The following is a 20898-nucleotide window of genomic DNA, read 5'->3' as shown; positions in this document are numbered from 1 at the left end:
CCTTTATTTTATATCATATTTATCTAAGTTATATTGTTTTATTATTGTAACAAGTAGTCTTGAATAATTAACATCTGTTGCATATCCCGCGTTCTGTAATGCTTGTGCTTGTTCAGAATAAGTCTTTGCGGTGAATACTCCATACTGTGCGTATCTTTTGTTATCTGTTAAAAAACTTGTATGGTCTTGTATACTTTCTTCCCAATTATCGTAAGCTCTAAATGGTGCTGATATTGTAATAACTATTCCTTGTACTTGCTCATTTGTCATCATACTAGTAGTTTTTCCCGCCCAATTATATGCTTTAATTCCAAACAAATTATTTGCTCTAGTTGTTAAGCCACTCGAACCTGTCCCACTTTCTAGCTTCGCTTGTGCTAGTGTTATTGAAGCAAAAACACCACTATTCTTATACCCTTCCATTGCTCCTACGGATACATTTTTAAAAAATTGTTCCTCTGAAAAATTAGCCTTTACAGATTTTACATTAATATCTCCAACACTTCCACCTATATTTTTTATTGCTTTTATCCCTAATGCTACTGGATTATTTTCAACAAAATAGGCTATTGGGATGAATATAAAGAAGAACAATGCAATACTTATTGTAATAATTCTTCCTCTTGTTTTTTCATCACTTAAAGCTTTATAAATTTTATATGCAGTTTTGGGATTCATTATCTGCCTCCCGCATTACCAAATAGAACCTCTTTATATTTTGGAGCTTCCACTTGTAAATTGAATTTTTCGTTTCCACTTAGGAACAAACAATTACCTCTATTTGAAGATTGAATTAATTTATATTCGCTCTCATTAACATTCAATAAATTCATGTACATTTTTTTATCTATACTTCCAGGATAAAATAAAAATTTATAAGTTGGTATAGCAAACAATGGTTTAGTAAGTTCTACAACATCTTTTGCTAAAAAATCTTCTATGTTTTGACTTGCTAATATTATTGCACTATCTTTTTTTCTAACTCTTTTCATAAAGTTTCTAACGTATTTTACCATTACTTTATTATCTAAAAACAAATAAAATTCATCCAATATTGAAGCGGTATCTCCTTCAACTAATAGCTTGTTAGACATATATGAAAGTACATTAAATAGCATTGCATTTTTCAAATTACTTGAAGCTTCTAAAAGACTTTTAACTCCAAAAGTTACAAATTTAAAGTTTGGTATGTTAGTATGTTTATTGAAAAATCTACTATCTGAACCATTACAAATTGAATTTAAACCGAGTAATAATTTTTGCAAATGCTCTTTAGTATAAATAACATCATTTTTACTATCATATTCTTCAAATTCTTTATGCGTAGTTTCATATAAATCTGATAATATAGGATACTCATATGGTTTTTTATTACCTAAGTCACTTGTATATGTAATCTTAAATTTAAGATATGTTTTTTCTAACATTACTTCTAAAACATCTAATAGTTCATCATCAAAACTTTTATATGCTCTGAAAAAATCTCTTAGAAATGATATGTGTTGACTTAATATTGTGTTCTTAGAAAACGTTCCAACGTAATCATTATCAGATTGGGTTAATTCATATGTACCATCATTAAACATCTTAGGTTCTAATATATTTATAACATATTTTCCGCTCATTAAATCAATGAATGTACCTTTTAAATTGTTGGTGAGTGTTAAGTATTCATGCTCTGGATCAAGACATATTATATTCTTTTTTTTCAGCATTAAATTTGTTATTATTAACTTTAACAAATAGCTTTTTCCTTCTCCACTATTGCCTAAAATTACAATGCTTGAATTGGTATGTGTATTAGTTCTTTTACCAAAATCAGTTATTATATATCCACCAAACTTATCTTTTCCTAGTTGGAAACCATGACTATCTATAGAACCACTATAACTAAGAGGGAATAAATTTGCTACACTACTTGATGGCATATGTCTTTCAAATTGTGTCCCAAATTCGTTGGGATTACCACAAGGATTAACGGCTGTAAATCCTTGTTTTTGTCTTAAAAACAAATTATCAAATGTTATTCCTCCAAGTTTTATTATAACTGTATTCGTTAATTTTTCTAATTCTGTTTGACTACTTGCAATAACTTCTATATAAACTTGAACTTTAAACATACTTTCGTCTTTATTTTGATTCAAATATTGTACTAAATCTTGTGTGACTTCTAATTGTTGGTTTGCTTTAGTCCTTTTTATAAATTGATTTTCTGTTGTATCTGAAATATTTTTATGTACACTGGTTTCTATAGAATTTTCATATTCATTCACACTCATTTTATTACAATATATCTTTAATGTTATGTTGCTTTTCTCTCCAAACTTTCTTAATAAAGCCATATTTTCAGAATGTAATGGGTAATTCCTAAGTGCAAAAACTCTTCTGCATGTATTACCAAATATATAATAACTAGGGAAAAATTTAATTACACTTGGACTAATCATATCTACAAAATCTTTTGTATATTCTTTTTCTTGTTCTTCTATTGTAAGTATTTTTTCCTTTTTTTCAATTTTTAATATACTCACTTTTCCACCCCTTTATATATCAAAATCTTTAATTATTTCCCCACTAAAATTTCTTTCTAAATATACTTGCAGCATATTTTTTAATACTTTCTTATCACAACTTAAAACGGTAAATCCTCTTTCTTCTAGTACTTGTTGTATATTTGAAACTGCTTGTTTGCTTTGTGAATCTTCGGTTTTGAATGGAACAATTATATAAAATTCTCTGCTAGAGCCCTTTTCACTTTCTAGTTGTTTTAAACCTTGTAAATCTCTTTCAAGTAACATTCTTGTTACTTCGTCTGTGCTATTATTTATTAAATCGATTATGTAATTTTTGTTATCCTCTAATCTTTCCACTTTATCAACTACTAAAATTTCTATGCTATCGCTTAAATTAAGAACTGCTTTTAAATTCAGTATTTCATTTAGCAAAAATTCATTTGTTAAAATATTAATGTTTTTTGGTGCAATCCTTATGTAATATTTACAGCGGTTTGTATTCGTTATAATATTATTTTCAATTCCACGAATGTCCAAAAGCTCTTGTACTGTTCTACTTGCTTGTTGTTTTGTTTTACTGCTTTGCACTTTTTTATTTCCATCTTTCTTTTGTATTTTAAAAATGCTCATTTTCTTCTCTCCCCCCACCTATATAGTTGTTGTATGTTTAATAAATAATTAAAACCTTTTAATAATTGTTCTAATAAGTTTGAATTATTATCTAATATTCTTAAACTAATAATAAAATATGTTATTGGTATTATTAGTGGTAGTAAAGTAATATTTTCTGCGGAATATAAAATAGATATTACAGTTAATCCGCCAACTATAGCTAATTCTAAAACATCTAAATACATAAAAGTTTTTTTCTCTTTCAAATTGCCTGGATAAATAAACATTGTATCCCCTCCTAAAGTAAAAACTAGCTTTTCAAGGCTAGTTTTTTATGGAACTAAACTTGTACTTTGTCCACCCATGGGACTTGTTCCGCCCATTGGACCTGAACCGCCACCAGTTCCACCTCCACTACGTCCCATGTTTCGCATTGCTCTGCTTGCCGAACCGCCCATGCTTCCACTTGCACCAGTTGACATTCCATATTTACCCGCTATTTCTTCAACTTTGCCAGCCGCCATAATTATGCCAACACCTAAAAATATTTTTGACACATCACTTGCCATAAGGGATAACCCCATAAATAGTAATGCGGTTTGTAAGACATTAGTTAAAGCTATTGCTACTGTTTGCTTACACCAACTCGTAAACCCATCCATATTACCACTTGGTATACTAAATATGTATAAGTAACCAACCATTATATGTGCGATATACATACCACCACGTTTTAATATTTGTACTAAACAAATTAATACGGAAACTATTACTATTACAGCAATTACCAAAAACCATAATATACCAAAAGCCGCTTTATCAAGGGTACTTGATAGAGCATCTAAAGATTGTTGGTAATTGGGTTTTGAAGTTATGTCAGCTATAAGCTTATTTATTGTTATTGATAATTCAAAAATCCGTATTGCTCCAACCTTTAAAAACAATATAGCAATTATCCCTTTGAATATATTCAATATAAGCAAATGGAAATTTATTGATTCATTTTCAATGAATGAAATATACACATTCATTATTGCAAACAAAATTCCTACCGCTAACAAAATCCATCCAATGTACTCCATAAGTTGCAAAATATTATTTACAATCTCATTATCAAAAAGATTGATTGAAACATCAGACATATATTTTAGAACTTTACCCGCTCCACCGAGCATCTTATCTTTTAAATAATTAAATATTACATCCATTTCCTCACCCTCAATTATTTAGTTTATTAATCCCCAACCCCAACTTGGGAAAGTTATAACTAGAATTATTCCAACTATAAGTATTACAATATGTCCTAAATCAACTCCCGCACCACGTCTATATTCAACAACAGATTTAACTATTGCAACCAATGTGATAACAACAAGTATTACCGCACAAATCGGTACAATAACATTATTAACAATTGGTGTAGCTTGTCCTTGAAGTTGTGTCTTTGCACTTACCAGGGCACTGTTTGGGTCAGCGAATACCTTCTTTGTAGCCGATAGCATCATTAAGCTTGTGCCTATTCCTATCATTCCAATTCTAGATAATTTCTTCTTCATTAATTATTCCTCCTTTAATATTCCATTTATAGTCAATTCCAAATTATTATATGCAGGTCATCTTTTAGATCTCCCCCTATAGTTCTCTATATCCAATTCACTACAGCTTTTATACTGAATTATTTTACGCCCCCACTTATTTTCTTTTTATAATCTACTTCTTTAAGTAAATCATCTTCGAAGTAATTTAATATTTTTTTAAGTTCTAAGATAGTTTTATAGGGTGGGATAATTCTTCCGTTTTCATATGAAGATAATGTGCTTCTACTTTTCCCTATATATGTTGCTAACTTTTCTTGTTTTAAATTTCTTTCAATTCTTAACATTGTTAATTTCAGCATTTTTTATTTATATTCCCCCCCCCCCTTTAGCTATATATTTTTATATTTTTTTTGAATAACTGCTTATACATACAACTCGCTTATTATTTCAGCCGCGTTTAAGTTAGTTAAACTAACCTTATATAAGTATATGTTATTTTAACTAACATGTCAATAGTCTTATTGTTGTTTTAAAAATCAAATAAAAAAAGATAAAGACACTCAGTTCGAGTGTCTTTATCTAATATATGCTGGATGTCCCAATACTTTTATTTAAGTTAATTACATGCTACTTCACATAAAATTTTTCACATTATAATGATTTACAGACATATCCTTGCCATTATTTATCTGTAAATGTCTGATTCTTATTAGTAAAATAATTTATATCTGCTATACTCTAACACCACAATATAGCCAGGTTTTATAGATTTGTGAAACTTATAAACGTACTGCTATTTTCTATACCAATTATATAATGGTTATTTAAACACACATAGCAAAATAGCATACAAATTGTATGCTATTAACAATTATATTGCTATTCTATTTTTTTAGCCCTTTAATAGTGTCATTTTCTATATTAAGTTCATAACAAAGAATATAATCAGTTGTAACATTATATAATTTAGCTAATTTTATAATGTTTTGAGTGGTTGGAATTATCTCACCAGACTCATACTGGGTCACAGTTGTTCTATGTATATCTAAATATTTAGATATATTATCTTGTGTTAGCTCATTATTTTTCCTCAACTTTTTTAATCTTTCAGCTATTGTACATTTCTTGTTATTAAAAAATTCTAATGATTTAATTATGCCCTCTATAAATATTATTAGCTTTTCAAAATCACCATTCTTTTCATAATAATTTTGTATTTTTAAATTCTCTAGTGACTGTATTCCAGTGATTTCTTCACCATGTCCAGTTAGAAGTATTATATATAAATCATTATTGTATTTTCTTATTTCAGCTATTACTTCTTTGGCAGTAAGTTCATCTATGTAATAGTCTAAAATTAATATATCAAATCTTTTATTTTTTAATTGTTTAAGCCCTTCCCTAGAACTCGTAAATCCTTCAACATAATATTTATCTCCCAGAAAACTTTTTATGGAATCAACTATTCCACAATCATCATCCATAATCATTAGCTTTATACCAGCATTACTCATGTATTACCCCTCCTTTATTAACGGTATTTTTATAAAAAAAGTTGTTTCCATATCATTTGTCTCAAAATATATTTCACCATTAAATCTACCTGTTATTATTGATTTAGATATATATAACCCAAGTCCAGTTCCTTTATTCCCTTTTGTAGTTACCATTTTATTAAATATATTTTTTTGAACTTTAGTAGGTATTTCCTTACCTAAATTTTTAACATAGAATATAATTTCTTTGTTTTTCTTATATGTCCCTAAAGTTATTGTACGCTCCTTATTCTTTTCACTTGCTTCTATAGCATTAGTTAAAAGAATATTAAAAACCTGCAAGAGTGAATTTATACTGCCTTTAATTACTTCATCATTACTAATATCTATTTTCTCAACTAATGTACAATGATATTTTTTAAATTCATAACTCATAAACAATTTAATCTTATATATAAGTTCTTTTATAGAAAATGTGTCTTCATCAATCTGTTCAAATTCCTTTACTTGACCTTTCACTGTAGTAATTACATCAGACATATAAATTAAGTATTCTGATATTCTGTTTTGCCAGTCATTAACTTCACTCATCAACTTTGTAATATACTCGAAATCAGTGTATTCAGCTTGTATGTATTCATATATCTTTGTCGTATTTTTCTTGATTATTTGAATACCACCAGAAGAACTCAATAATGGAGTTTTTAGATTATGAGCTATCCCTCCAATTAGTTGATTTAATGATAATAGTCGTTCTTTCTCAATTATCTCAAATTGATTTTGTTTAAAGAGTTCCAAATTCTTTTTATATAAAGTAATATCTTTAAATAAAAGAACTATACCGAAATATTCCTGATTATTAATTATAGGATTAGTTTGCACCTCGAAATATTTTTCTTCTGACTTATTCTTTATTATAATTTCAATTATTTTAACAACATTATTAGCTTTTGATTCATTGATTATATTTATTAAGTTCTTCTTATCCTCAATTAGTTTACTACAATTCATTATGTCATAAAAATTTTTATATTCTTTATCTTCTGTTGTAAAATTTCTTATGAATGCTTTATTAACTTCTATAATATTTAATTTTACATCTAAAACTAAGACTGAATCTGATACTAGCTGCACTACATCCTCAAATACGAACATATATTTATGAAATTTCAGTCTAACCCCAAATATGCCATATTTATATGCAAAATATATAAATCCTGTAAACTGTATAAAAAAAACTATTGGATAAATTCTCCAAGTTTGATCTGTACCAAAACTTCTTAATAAAAAATTAGCTAAAGCGCAATAAACAAAAAATGGTGCAACAATACTCGCATTTATTAACTTATACTTTTTTGTTGAGTATGATTTTTCTTTTAAATATGAGTAAACTATAAAAATAGCTCCACTTAAAATGTATGGAACACACCAAACACTTAATAGTTTAAAATATAACTCTAATTCATTAGGTGTTTTTAAATAATTACTCACTATAGGAAAATATATAAAGCAAATAATTGAAGGTATAAACATTATAATATATATTGTTTTTTTATTTTTTCTAACTATATTTGCATAAGATAGGCCATATAACAACATAAAGTATGGACCTATATAATGAGCAATATTAGACATTAAAGCACTTATATAAGTAATTAATTTAAAAGTTTCTTGGCTAGCACCTTGAGTTACCAAATAATCTTTTATAGGTCCTTCACAAACTACAGCAAATGTACCTAATCCCGCAAGAAAACATATTGCTGCCATGAATTTTGTTGATTCTGTTTTATAATCCTTCATAAGAATAATAATTGCTATTAAAAATAAACCGCTACTTGCTAATATCATATATATTACACTCTCTTATCTATAAATTCTAAAACATCTTTTTTAATTTTGTTTTTGTTAAGTACAATTCCGGAATGGCCACAATTATACATATATCTTTTTGGTTTTCCCCAATTTTTCCATAAAATATCTGTATCCTTATCTATAACATATTTATCATACCTACCCGATACAAGAAGTATATTATTAATGTCTATTAATGGTTTTCTTAAGCTTGGATTAATAACTTCCCAACTTTTTTTTAATAAACTATAATTAAAATTGTTTTTTAAAAAGTCTTTTTTTATATACTTCCCAGCCTCTGTTTCAAATATTGTAAATGACAAATCATTAGCGTAAAACAAAGATATTAATACATCAATATTTTCTTCAACTTCACTTAGTAAATTAGTAGTTATTCCACCTAAGCTTAAACCAATAATTATAACTTTCCCTTTTTTTGCAGTTTTAATATAATTTATTAAAGCTCTAATATCACTTACTGCTTGTTGTTCAGACTTTAGAGTTCTGCATACGTCTGCACTTACAAAATATTCGCCACTATATAAAGATGTATCTGGTGATCTTTCCATATGAAAAGGTAAAACATAATTATAAATATTATAATTTCTTTCAACAAAACTATCTAAAAACACTTTTTCTAATCTATTTAGGTTATCTGCTCTCCATCCATGTACAAAAATTACATTTATATTGTTATCTGTAACTAACTTTTTTCTATAATGAAATCTAGTTTCTTTATTACTGAATCCATTTTCTACTTCACTTAAAAACTTTATTTTTCCTATTTCATAATTCTTTTCAAGTTTATCTTTTTCGTAATGTATTCTGGGTAAAGTTGGTTTTTTATAAAATCCTGAGAATTCACTATTAAGTAAAGACACGTCTTCCTCCACATAATTAAACTGATCCTTTTTACTATACTTTTTATGAAGACTATATAAACCGTAACTATCGGCTATTTTCGAAATTATTTTCATTATAATATTCCCACCCTATCAAGGACAAATCACTTTATCATCCTTTGTTTTTCTAAAATTTATTTATTTCATCTAAAAAATTCACATTGTTCCCAAAGTTATAAATTAAATTTATTATATAATTATAGACACAAACTATTTTCACAGTCAACACATTGAAATACAGCCACTCTATCATAATCTTAGAACATTTTATTGAATACATAGAAATAAATCTTATAATTATAATAAAATTAGAGCTCGTGTAACTAAAAAGATTAGACCAACTGAAAGAATGGAAGGGTGGCCCGTAGGGAAAGGTTCCATTCTGAAAGGCGGTAGTAACAAACTATAGTTCGGTAGTATTCCAAAGTTTTTAATAGATTCATGCATAGACCAATAAATTATATAGGCACCTATTTCTATCAAAGTTTAGAAACTAAATTGAGAATAACCACAGTTGTTGTTTTAGATTGTTTTACAATCTTTTGTTTTAAATGTTTTGGGCATACCTCGAGCCGTTTGATAGCCAACGTCGCAAAAATCTAATATGAGCTTTGCATACTTAACTATGAGTTATGCATACCTAAAATCAATTTAACTATGAGCTTTACATACCCAACTATGAGTTTTGCATACCTATATACCTAAAATCAAATTTAACTATGAGCTTTGCATACCTACATACCAATATTATCTTAACTATGAGCTTTGCATACCTAATATTAATTTAACTATGAGCTCTTCATACCCAACTATGAGTATAAAAAAAATATTTACATACTCATATAAACATGGTAATATATCCTTAGGAGTGATATTATGGATGAAAATTTTCTAGTAACTAAATCAAATTATTTTATTATGAATACGAGTTATGATTTAAGTTTGGAAGAACAAAAAATTATACTTACCTTAGCTAGTATGGTTCAACCAACTGATGAAGAATTTAAATCTTATATATTTAAAATATCCGATTTTATGAAACTTGTAGGAGTTGTCGATAAATCAAAATATACTGAAATACCTAAAATAACCAAAGAGCTTATGAAAAAAGTCTTTGAAATCAAAGAAGGAAATACAATAATTCAAACGGCTTGGCTTAGTGGCGTTAGGTATGAAAAAGGTTCAGGTAAGGTAATTCTTAAATTTAATCCCGATCTAAAGCCATATATGATAAAGCTTAGCAGCACGTTTACTCAATATAAATTAGCAAATATTTTAAGCATGAAAAGTAAGTATTCATCTAGAATATATGAAATTTTAAAGTGTAATGAGTTTAAAAAACAAGGATACATAGAAATTGAAATTGAAGAATTAAGAAAATTATTGAAAGCTGATGTTATATATCCCTTATATGCCGATTTTAAAAGGTTTATAATACTACGAACTCAAAAGGAATTAAGAAAATTAACAGATATAAGTTTTGATTTTGAAGAAATAAAGACAGGACGAAAGGTTACAACTCTTAAATTTTATATAGAGACTAACAAGATTACTCCATTGTTAAAAACTGCCCATGAAGAGGTTTCGGCAACAATTATGGAACTCGAAGAAGAAAATCCATTAGAAAAAATCATGTCTATAATGCGTGAAAGTAAAATAACATCACTTGAAGCTAAAAAACTTAATGATACTGCCAATGGTGATATACATAAAATTAAAGAAAAATATCATTTAGCTCAAAATACACCTAAAATTGATAGTGTAGTCGGTTGGATGATTAAAGCAATCAAAGATGATTATCAAGTTCCTAAAAGAAAAACTAAAACTGGCACCTTTAATGATTATGAACAAAGGAATTATGATTTTGATGATTTAGAAAAAAAATTATTAGGTTGGGAAGAAAAGGAAACGGTTGAAACTACAGGGGAAGAATTCCAGCAATTATCAATGAGATAACAAAAGATCAGGATAAATCCCTGGTCTTTTGTTAGTTATTAAAAATCTAGTACTATTAGACCATATATAAACAATTTCAGACAAATAAAAATCAATCTACACATAGAAACTAGATACAGTATTAAAAAAGTTCTTGTAATTCCCTTGTAAAGACATTTCAAATTACAATAGGTATAATTGCATACTTACCCTTTAAAGTGGATCTATGTCTATTAAAATGTCTTTAATTATATGCGCTGTTTAATTCTTTATCATTCTTTTCATTAAATAAATAATTTTTGCACCACAATATTCCATTATTACGACACAATTTATTTATTTAATTATATCATTATTACCTTAATTGATATTTTAAAAACAAATGTAGGCTTTTTATGTGTTACAAAAAAAAGGAGGCTTTAAAAAAGCAAAATAAACAAAAAGATTCTTTGTTAAAAGTCTCTTTTAGTTAATTAAAATTTAGTAAGAATCTAATTAAATTTTATAGCTTTAAATTAATTTTCTGAGTTGCAATTGTATTTTCAGTTTTTACAATCTAATTAAATTTAATTAGATTGTAAGAACTGAAAGCTTATTGTGTCATGCCTTTATCTTTTGCATCTTGGTTTATTCCTAAATATAATTTTGTTATCCCACCTGTAATGCCATAAATCGTGTAATTGCTTTATTGTCTCTTTGTCTACTTTGAAACAGATAGGTAAATTTCTGTATTAATTTCGTCATTGAAATACTCTTTTTTTAGTAAAGCTAAACTCGCTAGAGCGACGGTGTTTTTGATGCAACTAGAAAGAGACCTATAATAATATTAATGATTTAGTTAAAATGGCAAGTGATAAAACTAATTGGAGAAAAAGACTTGGAACCGTAATTTTTCGAATAAATTTTAAAAAATTCATTGTTTAGAACTTATATTTTGGACTTTTATTATAAGTATATTACAAGTAGAAAATAAATAAAAAGCCCTAAGTTTTTACAATTTGATTATTCCTCAGGGCTTTTTCTGTTTTATTTACTTATTTAAATTTTTCAATAAGCTTTTAATACTTGTTTTTTGTGTACTGGATATTTTTATTTCTTCATCCACTTTATCTACACTTAATTCCTTTAAAACTTTTTTTAACATATTTTTCAATTCGACTTCATCAATTTTTGCTTTATATTCTTTTTCTACATTCTCTACTTGCTTAACTTGTTTTACCATATCTTTTTCAATCAGATTCTTTATATAAGATGCAAATGCAATATCCTGATTTTCCGCATATTCCAGTAATTTAAGATCTCTTTTATTTGTAAGATTAAATGGTATAGGCTTACTTTTCCTATTGCTCATTAAATTCACTATCTGCGACTAGATCATAAATTTTTTGATTAATCATTTGACTATTTTCTACCAATTGAATTACTGGAAATTGCTTTTGCCAATAGGTTATAGTGTCTGCACCACCGCCACCGATAAGATATATTTTAGAAGCATTTTTAACTTTAAAATCATTTTTAATATACGAAGCCATTTCTACGATATGGTTCTCGACAATTGGTCTAATATCTGTTATATCTGTTTCTTTATTATCAATAATAACAGCTTTTTTATTAATAATTTTTTCGATTTCAGAAGGTTTAAAGTCAGCACCTTCCTTATTTGCATTTAAATAAGAAGTTATATCTGCATACATTTTATTCATACCTTCATTGTAACTTGCACTTGTCGTTATGGCTAATTCTTCCCACTGGGTTACATTTATCGTTCCTGCCCCGTTATCAATAACCAAAACATTGTATTCTTCTTCTGTTTTAATTGGGTAAGCACCTTCAATAAATACCAAACAATCATTAATTCTTATAGTATATAAAGTATCCTTTACTTTGATTTGTTGTTGTCCAAAAGACTTTATATGTTTTTGCAATTTATCACCCAAAAGTTTAAATTTCTTTTCTGGTAATCCAATTACTAAATTAGCTTCAATAAAATCTTCTTTTGAGCTAAGAGCTATTGCAGTTAACAAACATAGTTTATAATATTTTTCAAAATATCTATTATCTCCTGTAAAAGCAGCACCTTCACCAACAATAAATTTTGTTCCTTCAAATTCAACTTGATGATTTTCTTTCTTTACTTTTCCAAAATTAATTATTTCACCAACTTTTACTTTGCTGGCAAATTTACCTTCATTAAATTTTGTATACCCATTTCCAACGTCAATTCCTAAATTCATAATTAAATCCTCCTGTTTATATCCGAGTATATACATTGTATGTACTTATTACATTTGTTTTTTTATTATAATAACATTATATCACTAAGTATATACTTTGCATATACTTAGTGTATACTTTTTCAAAATTCTTTTCACTTCTTATATACTAAGTATATACTTCTTATATACTATCATTTTCCTCAAGAAAAAACATATAATAGTGTTAAAAACACCATTCTTTCAATACCTTATATGTATGTATTAATCATTATTACCCTTTGAAGATTTACCTCTTTTTTTCTAATCAGGGTTCTACAGGATTAAGTAAAACTGCAAATAAAAAAAAGCATTAACATTAATCTGCTTTGCCATTTTCGATATTTACAAGTGTTAAGCCTTTATTTAACTGCTTTTAATTTTGCTATATCATAACAATTTTCTTTTGTTACTTGCTTTAAATTCCTTAAATTCTTCTAGTTTTAAATTTGTTTCCATATGCCTATTTGCATTAGTCGTTTCGTTGGTCCTGATGCATATTTTTAATTTATTTTTGACAAGTTTTTAAATCCTTAATGTCATTTTTGATAGGGTTTAACTCTTCTTTTAATATCCGTCTTAATGTTTTCTCTTCCATTAGAAACCCACGTCTCGTCTGAATTGCTTATATTTCTATGATGAAAATCTAGCAAAGTTTTATCCACAACACTTTCCTCGCTTTTATAATCATACATAACAATAACCTACCTTTTGATGAATTTAATACAACACATTCCTACCTTTTTAAATTAAAATAGGTAATACATAACAAAAACCTACCCTTTTAATTCATCATTTATCGAAATACTATAATCCCGAAGCCGAATGGGTAGGTTTTTGTTGTGTATAAATTTGTCAATTATACAAATGCGAGGATTCTGTTGGGTTACTCTTCATCTGAGGCCACTTCATCAAATGTAGCACTTTGAGAACCTGTACCAACATTATCATCATAAGTAACATCCCATCCTAACAGCTTTTTTTCTAAATCATCAAAATCATATTCTCTTTGTTTATAATCATTAAAACCACCCTTAGTTTCTTTATATGTCAAAGTCCAGTTTCCTTCTATTGCTCTCATCAAAGCACCTAAATAAGATTTTATCTCATTTTTCTTCCCATACTCATCTATTACTAATTTCTTTTCTTTTATGTACTGTCTGATAGATGCCTTCAACTGATATTTTTTAATTGAAATAGATGTCTTCTCAACAAGTTTATCAATTTGTTTAGGACTTATTGTAACTCCTAAAAGTTCTCTGAACTCTTTCACAACGTTGTGTTCATTATATTCCGAGGGAACTGTATCGGGATTATCAAGGAAACTTATTTGTTCCCTACCTTGGAAGTTTACTGATTGTTTTACCATTTTAAATTTTACCTTCTCAACTTTTTTATTCACTTTATACAGGCTGTCATCTAGTTCGATATATAAGTCTGTAACTTTATTAATCTGCATTACAGCTGGTTTTAAAATTCTTTGTTTAAAATTAGAGTACTGAGGATATTCAGTATCCTCTATCCCCAACAAAAACCTCAGTTGTCCCACTTCAAAAATTCTTTGCCCAAATACTTGATACTGCTTTAATAATTCGTATATTCTACAAGCATAGTAACTTCTTATATATTTCTTAACATCAAAATCGAATCTTGTGTAATCACTTTTAAATACTAATAAATCAGAAATTAAATCGGGATGAAACTGGAGGGCAACTGCATTTCTGTCTTCCGCTATCTTACAGGTTATAACCCATCTTTTCTTAATTAAATCATTGTTTTCAATATATGTAATATTTCTGTTATATAGCCTATTTGCAGTCGCTACTAACTCAGAGTATATAGTATTGTTTTTAATATTATATTCTTTTTTGTAATCTGAAACATATACATAAAGTAATTCAAAATCCTTTTGTTTTATAAGTGACTTTACATCTTCAGCAGATAAATTTTTATCTAACATGACAACTTCAAGATTTGATAATGCAAGGTCTATCAACCTATTCTCAGATGTTGTTAGTTTATAGCTACCTTCAATTAGATTATTGGACTTTACAATTTCTCTTTTTACAATTTCTTGTTTTTTACTAATCATTACTCCAATCCTCCTAAGTTTCTTATATATTGTTAGAATTTTCTAATAATAGGTATGTTTTTGTTATTAGAAAGTAGGTTTTTGTTACACATTAGTAGGTTTTTGTTGTAGTTTAGTAGGTTTTTGTTACACATTAGTAGGTTTTTGTTGTGGACACGCCAGTTCGTGTCATTCATACCAACCGTCCGATTGAAAAGAAACTGTTTAAACTATTTTAAACTATTTTAAACCTTCTTAAACTACTACATGAGGATTTTGTTGTGGTTTAAGAAATCTGTGGATAACTTATAAATAATATTATACCGTATTCTTTTTGAAAAAGACATTTATGTTTATTAAATACGGTATTTTTATATTAAAGTATCTTTTCTATTCGTCCTTATTGAATTTTAAGGCGTTTATAGCCTTTACAATGATCAAATCAACAAACTCAGACTTATCATACCCTGTCCTGTCTTTCCCTGCCCCACGACCTGCATATTCAGCGATTAAGGCTATCGTAGATTCCCTCATATAGAAAGTTACATATTTTTTCTTATCTCTATTCTGAGTCTTCAAGGTAAGTTGTATCGGAGAATTATTTTCAATTACTTTGGTTTCTTTAGGCTCTTCCTTTGTTTTAACAGCCGGTTCTTCTTTTGCTTCAGTTTTATTAATTACTTTTTTATGGGCTATATTTCTCTTAGGTTTAGATTTAGCAGGATCATCTGCCACGGTGTCAGTTTCATGTTTAGACTGAGTAGGTTCATCTACCTTTTTTAACTCAGGTACAGGGGTAAGTACTTCTTCTTTTTCTTGTAATAGCGAATTATGTTCTTTTACTCCTAGAACATTTTCATTCGTGAACATACTTTTAATTTTTCCTTTTTGTATTGCCATATTATATCGCCTCGATTTCTTTTAATTCTTGTATAAATTCTACATATGCTAGATAACCTGCATTCTTCACATTATAGTAGCTAATTGGTAGATTCACCAATGATGTTTCTTGTAATCTTATATTGTTTGGAATTATAGTATCAAATGATAATTCTTTAAGTATAGTGTTGTGATTAACATAATATATAAAATCTTTTGAAATTTTTATCCTTTTATCATATTTGTTTATTAACAAGCCACAAATATTATTTTCTATTTCAAGTTCATCACAGAGAGAATTCCATTGACTCATTATATTCATTGCTCCTTGAATGCTGTGCATTCCAATCTCTGTGACAATAATAATACTGTCTGAAATAAACAAAGCATTTAAATTGGAAATACTCATAGCAGGAGGAGTATCACAAATAACATAGTCATATTTAGCAAGATACTCTTTGTTCTTCTTCATCCATTTCTTCATAATTCCATGTCTCAGCGTTACAGATATAAGTTCCATTTCCGTAGCAGTAAGTCCTTTGTCGCTAGGTATCAAATCTACAGTAGGCATATCAGCAATAGGCTTTTCTAAAATCACATCTATAGGAGCAATATCATTTTTTAGAACATTACTTATGGAGTCATACCTTTCTGTAAATTGACTTATATTAAAATTGCTAGTCATATTTCCTTGAGAGTCGAAATCTATTACCAGAACTTTCTTATTCTCCTTGGCAAGGAAACCTACTAAATTAAATGCAACATTGGTTTTACCTGTGCCACCTTTCATGGTTGCGAATGATAATATCTTTGGATTAGCCATTTATTTCCTCCCTTTTATTATAAATGTATTTTATTTTTTAATTTTAACATATTTTGTTATAAATTAAAATAGTATTTTTGTGTTACAATAATTATTTTAATTATAATACAATAGTATATACAATACAAATAAAATACAGTATATTAATATTATATAAATACAATACAAATAAAATACATTATACAATACGAATAAAATATAATATAAATATACAATACAATATAATAATATTAATTGTTTTATTGTATTGTATATTATTATTTTATTGTATATTTATATTATAGAAATAATGTAAAAAGTAAAAATTACAGAGAGAAAAGGATGCTTCCCCATTTGAATTTAATGTTAGTGGAACTTAATAATCCCTTTGTGTTCCTCGATAGAGGGTAATCGAAATATAACTACAATATTAGATGGTAAGGGATAGTCGCATCGTCGTTAAAAGGTTACTTGACATTATATTGGTAACTTTATATACTCTGATTATATGAATTAATATGAGGTATAAAATACATATGAGCGTAAAATACATATAAAAAAGAGGGGTAAGTACATAGCTCAATTGAACAAAGGCTTAAATTCTGGTGAGAAGGGCAATATTGAAATTTCAACTTTTAATGATTATGAGCAGCGTGAATATGATTTCAAAGAGTTAGGGAACAAATTACTAGGGTGGACTTAGAGTATAGTGTATAAGAAATATAGATGGAGGTGGTTAGTGCAATGAGTGATTTGGGTAGCGTACGTAACAGGCAATCGATAAAATTAAATAGCACGAATATATCAAAAATTTTGATATTAGATTTTTTAATTAAAGATGGTAGCTGCTATGGATATGAATTATCAGCAAAAATAGAGTCTACAATGAATTATATGTGGAAACCGAGTAATAGTTTAATATATCCACTATTACGTAATATGGAGGAAAACATGTGGGTAAAGGGTTGGTGGGATGTACCGGATAAAAAGACTCGCAGAAATTATAGAATTACAGATGAAGGTATAAAGCATTTTAATATTATAAAACTAATATATAAACCATTATTAGATGAATCCCTTGCTATTACTCAAGGAGTATTAAATAAAATATATATTAATAAGTAGTTTTAAAATGAGACAATGTCTATTAAGACATTGTCTTAATAGACATTATTAAGAAACATAAAACAGAAATAACCCTTCATTTATTATAAAATATTAATGGCGTCAGGCTTAATGTTATTTATATTGGTTGTATACTTCATAAATACGATAATGGGTATATACATACTTGTATTTACGTCATTAATAAAATTGAAAAGATTTATGAAATGGAGAGACGTAAATTAAATTTTGCATCTCTTTTTTATTTATAAATATGAGTTTAGCACAATACCTATTGTGTTAAACTGGACTGAAACCTTAAGACCACTGATAACTCTAGGTTTGCTCAAATATATCAATGATATACAACATAATAACAAGTTTAAGTTAACCATAACGTATAACCTTGTATATCACATTTTACCCAGTTTTATAAGAAATACTGTGATCTTAATATAAGTTTGTTAGTAAAAGCCGAATAGTCTAGAGCTTAGAGTATATTTCCGATGAATAGCTATATTGAACCAATAATACAAATAGATATCATTAATATACCTATATTAATGATATCTATTAGATTCTATTTTGTTACATAAGGTTACTTTTATAGGATCTGATATTGAAGAAAATAACTCTATTAAAATAGTTTGTATTTTGCTTTTCCTATAGTTTATATAAAATCCATTTACAAGAACTTAATTCATATTTAAGTTCAAAGATTCTTTCGGCTCCTTTGATTACACTTTGGCATGTATAAACTCTCATAAAGTTTCCAGCAAGCTTTTCGTTCTCTACACTGATAACTTTATCTATTTTTATTTCTGAAATACTTTCGTCTTTATTCGCAATTCTAAATCGTACCGGATTTATCTTCCCACTCGTATTCGTCCATGAAACCATTTCTATCGGTTTTGCTATTACCTTCACGTTATCCCCTCCAAACTTACGTTCGTATATATTATTTATTATATAACATTTTACTGAAATTGGAAGATGTAATATTTCCCTTTAGAAAAAAACTTATGTTTAAAAAAGAGAATAAAATTATAAAAATAGTCTATAATTTAAATACCGATCCCCCTTTTTGACGAATGGTATTCTAAGTTACATAAAAAATACTGCGTAGGCTATAACCTAGTGCAGTATTTTTTATTTTCTGCTTCTTTAAATGAAAATAGATCCAACTATTAGTTGTAAAAACAAATAGTAAATTACTTAATTTATGGTTAAGCTATTAAAAAGTGAGGTGTTAAAAATGGTTGAAGTCCATAAACCAATTATTAGATTAGGACTTGTTGCTATATTAATTTTGATGTATATAACAACAACTCCACAAAATGCATAATGGATCTTTTTGAGAATAAAAACATTAAGCCTATGCTAATTGGTGAGAATCAAGAGGCATTTGACAGCCCTGATTATATTTATGAATTAAAACTTGATGGCCATCGTTGTATCGCTTATCTTGATAAGGATTCAACTGATATACGCAACAAACGAGATGTTAAATTAAATTCTAAAGTTCCAGAACTGTCCACCATACACAAACAAGTTAAAAAACGTTGTATTTTAGATGGTGAATTAATAGTTATTAAGGACGGAAAGCCAGATTTCTTTGAGATTCAGCGACGGTCTGTGTTGGCAAATACATTTAAAATTCAACTTACTGCAGCTAAACTTCCAGCCACTTTCACCGCCTTTGATATTCTCTACTATGACGATCATCAAGTTATGGATTTACCTTTGATGCAACGTAAAAAGCTACTTCATAAGGTTATTAAGGAAAATGAACGCATTGCTATTTCTAGATACATAGAAGAACAGGGAATACAGTTCTATCAACTTGCTAAGCAAAATGATCTTGAAGGTATAGTTGCTAAGAGTAAAGATAGTAAATACTTTCAGGATAAGAAAACTAAGGACTGGATAAAAATTAAATATCTATTAGATGATGACTTCGTGGTGTGTGGATATATTTTAAAAGGGAAAGGTGTAATTAGCATCATCCTTGGACAATATTCAGGTAAAAAACTAGTGTATAAAGGTCATGTTACTATGGGCATATCAACAGAAGATTTTCGAGTAATTGAATCAACACCAAAAATTAACATACGGCCTTTTAACGATTTAACCTCTAGTAATAAAAATGCCGTGTGGTTAGAACCTACTCTTGTTTGTGTAGTAAAATTCATGATGAAAACAGCTAGTGGCGGATTGCGACAACCAGTATTTAAAGGTTTGAGGAATGATAAATACCCTAAGGAATGTATTGTAAATTGATAAGGAGAGGATATGATGGATAAGAAAGAAGCTAAAGAGTTTTCACATGATGCCATATATGGACTTAATGAAATGTTATCCCTTATTAACGATCAAACGCAGGAAATTGATTATTTACATGATAAGCTTGATGATATTACAACTCGTTGTAACGTCAGGATTACAAGTTTAGAAGGTCAACTAGAAGACTTAAATGAGTACCCTGATTGTCCTACTGAAGAAATTGAATTTGATGGCGAGTATGATTTTTATGATAAATAGGTTATTAATAACCAAAATGGCCTAGCAATTATGCTAGGCTAAGAAGGAGGAATAACTATGAAATTACAAATACTATCACAATACAATACTATTCATAACATATTATTCATAACATATCAAAAGGCACCAAATACTATACTAATCCTTTCAAAAAATAAAAAAGCATCATAGACCTGTACTACTCCATTGCCTTCTGCAATAATAACTTTTGTTTGAATGCACGCAAATAATCAGCGCTCTATATATCCAGTTAAACAATTTTATATTTACTCTCACCAGCTATGCTAGCATTTAAAATTTTTGTTCAACTAAAGATAAGTATGAAAAAACTTTATTACCCCCTACATTTATCACTTTGATTATCAAAAACTCTTACAAATTTGATAGAGTATATATCACACA

At 27.8% G+C, this 20898-nt stretch carries 22 protein-coding genes; 5 read left to right on the top strand and 17 right to left on the bottom strand.

The window, feature by feature from the left end:
- Window positions 1–3: 3 nt before the first annotated feature.
- From LGK95_RS18355 to LGK95_RS18310, 10 genes are all read right to left on the bottom strand, one after another.
- Window positions 4–678, bottom strand: a complete 675-nt coding sequence (locus tag LGK95_RS18355; protein WP_226126368.1) for a glycoside hydrolase family 73 protein — start codon at window positions 676–678, stop codon at window positions 4–6.
- The gene (locus LGK95_RS18350; RefSeq protein WP_226126367.1) at window positions 678–2531 is read right to left on the bottom strand and encodes a VirB4 family type IV secretion system protein; all 1854 of its coding nucleotides are present in this window, start codon (window positions 2529–2531) and stop codon (window positions 678–680) included. Before LGK95_RS18350 ends, LGK95_RS18355 begins: the two co-directional genes overlap by 1 nt.
- 12 nt (window positions 2532–2543) lie before the next feature.
- The gene (locus tag LGK95_RS18345; protein ID WP_226126366.1) at window positions 2544–3143 is read right to left on the bottom strand and encodes a hypothetical protein; all 600 of its coding nucleotides are present in this window, start codon (window positions 3141–3143) and stop codon (window positions 2544–2546) included.
- Entirely contained in the window at window positions 3140–3412 is a 273-nt protein-coding gene (locus LGK95_RS18340) for a hypothetical protein (protein ID WP_226126365.1), read from the bottom strand. Before LGK95_RS18340 ends, LGK95_RS18345 begins: the two co-directional genes overlap by 4 nt.
- 45 nt (window positions 3413–3457) lie before the next feature.
- A complete protein-coding gene (locus tag LGK95_RS18335; RefSeq protein ID WP_226126364.1) occupies window positions 3458–4333 on the bottom strand; it encodes a conjugal transfer protein TrbL family protein in 876 nt (291 codons plus the stop codon).
- Window positions 4334–4351: 18 nt separating this feature from the next.
- Window positions 4352–4681, bottom strand: coding sequence for a DUF3852 family protein (locus LGK95_RS18330; RefSeq protein ID WP_226126363.1), 330 nt, complete (start codon window positions 4679–4681; stop codon window positions 4352–4354).
- 119 nt (window positions 4682–4800) lie between these two features.
- The gene (locus LGK95_RS18325; protein ID WP_226126362.1) at window positions 4801–5022 is read right to left on the bottom strand and encodes a helix-turn-helix domain-containing protein; all 222 of its coding nucleotides are present in this window, start codon (window positions 5020–5022) and stop codon (window positions 4801–4803) included.
- Between the two features lie 525 nt (window positions 5023–5547).
- Window positions 5548–6177 carry a helix-turn-helix domain-containing protein gene (locus LGK95_RS18320; protein ID WP_226126361.1) on the bottom strand — a complete coding sequence of 210 codons (630 nt, stop codon included), beginning with the start codon at window positions 6175–6177 and terminating at the stop codon, window positions 5548–5550.
- 3 nt (window positions 6178–6180) lie between these two features.
- Entirely contained in the window at window positions 6181–8007 is a 1827-nt protein-coding gene (locus tag LGK95_RS18315; protein ID WP_226126360.1) for a sensor histidine kinase, read from the bottom strand.
- Between the two features lie 5 nt (window positions 8008–8012).
- Complete coding sequence (locus LGK95_RS18310; protein WP_226126359.1) at window positions 8013–8987, bottom strand: alpha/beta hydrolase; 975 nt, start codon at window positions 8985–8987, stop codon at window positions 8013–8015.
- Window positions 8988–9788: 801 nt separating this feature from the next.
- On the opposite strand from LGK95_RS18310, the gene LGK95_RS18305 reads away from it, so the two are divergent.
- Window positions 9789–10868, top strand: coding sequence for a replication initiation protein (locus LGK95_RS18305; protein WP_226126358.1), 1080 nt, complete (start codon window positions 9789–9791; stop codon window positions 10866–10868).
- A 1009-nt stretch (window positions 10869–11877) separates the two neighbouring features.
- On the opposite strand, the gene LGK95_RS18300 is transcribed toward LGK95_RS18305, so the two are convergent.
- From LGK95_RS18300 to LGK95_RS18275, 6 genes are all read right to left on the bottom strand, one after another.
- Window positions 11878–12198, bottom strand: coding sequence for a hypothetical protein (locus LGK95_RS18300; protein WP_226126357.1), 321 nt, complete (start codon window positions 12196–12198; stop codon window positions 11878–11880).
- On the bottom strand, window positions 12188–13081 hold the full coding sequence (locus LGK95_RS18295) for a ParM/StbA family protein (RefSeq protein WP_226126356.1): 894 nt from the start codon (window positions 13079–13081) through the stop codon (window positions 12188–12190). The genes LGK95_RS18300 and LGK95_RS18295 overlap by 11 nt, the downstream gene beginning before the upstream one ends.
- Before the next feature lie 557 nt (window positions 13082–13638).
- Window positions 13639–13794, bottom strand: coding sequence for a hypothetical protein (locus LGK95_RS18290; protein WP_226126355.1), 156 nt, complete (start codon window positions 13792–13794; stop codon window positions 13639–13641).
- Between the two features lie 191 nt (window positions 13795–13985).
- Window positions 13986–15191: a replication initiation protein gene (locus tag LGK95_RS18285; RefSeq protein WP_226126354.1), complete on the bottom strand. Its 1206-nt coding sequence runs from the start codon at window positions 15189–15191 to the stop codon at window positions 13986–13988.
- A 369-nt stretch (window positions 15192–15560) separates the two neighbouring features.
- Window positions 15561–16070 carry a hypothetical protein gene (locus LGK95_RS18280; protein WP_226126353.1) on the bottom strand — a complete coding sequence of 170 codons (510 nt, stop codon included), beginning with the start codon at window positions 16068–16070 and terminating at the stop codon, window positions 15561–15563.
- Window position 16071: 1 nt separating this feature from the next.
- Window positions 16072–16872, bottom strand: a complete 801-nt coding sequence (locus LGK95_RS18275) for a ParA family protein (RefSeq protein ID WP_226126352.1) — start codon at window positions 16870–16872, stop codon at window positions 16072–16074.
- A gap of 723 nt (window positions 16873–17595) precedes the next feature.
- Here LGK95_RS18275 and LGK95_RS18270 point away from each other — a divergent pair.
- Entirely contained in the window at window positions 17596–17976 is a 381-nt protein-coding gene (locus LGK95_RS18270) for a PadR family transcriptional regulator (RefSeq protein WP_226126351.1), read from the top strand.
- Window positions 17977–18618: 642 nt separating this feature from the next.
- Here the strand turns inward: LGK95_RS18270 and LGK95_RS18265 are convergent.
- Window positions 18619–18882: a hypothetical protein gene (locus LGK95_RS18265; RefSeq protein WP_226126350.1), complete on the bottom strand. Its 264-nt coding sequence runs from the start codon at window positions 18880–18882 to the stop codon at window positions 18619–18621.
- A gap of 295 nt (window positions 18883–19177) precedes the next feature.
- On the opposite strand from LGK95_RS18265, the gene LGK95_RS22530 reads away from it, so the two are divergent.
- Genes LGK95_RS22530 through LGK95_RS18255 form a run of 3 tightly spaced genes read left to right on the top strand, consistent with a single transcriptional unit; the run spans window position 19178 to window position 20496 of the window.
- A complete protein-coding gene (locus LGK95_RS22530; protein ID WP_264174603.1) occupies window positions 19178–19300 on the top strand; it encodes a hypothetical protein in 123 nt (40 codons plus the stop codon).
- Window positions 19300–20235: an ATP-dependent DNA ligase gene (locus LGK95_RS18260; RefSeq protein WP_226126349.1), complete on the top strand. Its 936-nt coding sequence runs from the start codon at window positions 19300–19302 to the stop codon at window positions 20233–20235. The genes LGK95_RS22530 and LGK95_RS18260 overlap by 1 nt, the downstream gene beginning before the upstream one ends.
- Before the next feature lie 15 nt (window positions 20236–20250).
- Window positions 20251–20496 (top strand): hypothetical protein, encoded by a 246-nt coding sequence (locus LGK95_RS18255; protein WP_226126348.1) that lies wholly within the window; start codon window positions 20251–20253, stop codon window positions 20494–20496.
- The last annotated feature ends 402 nt before the right edge of the window (window positions 20497–20898 follow it).

This window comes from Clostridium algoriphilum (assembly GCF_020443705.1).
Lineage (GTDB): Bacteria > Bacillota > Clostridia > Clostridiales > Clostridiaceae > Clostridium_AD > Clostridium_AD algoriphilum.
This window is presented reverse-complemented; position numbering and strand designations above follow the sequence as displayed.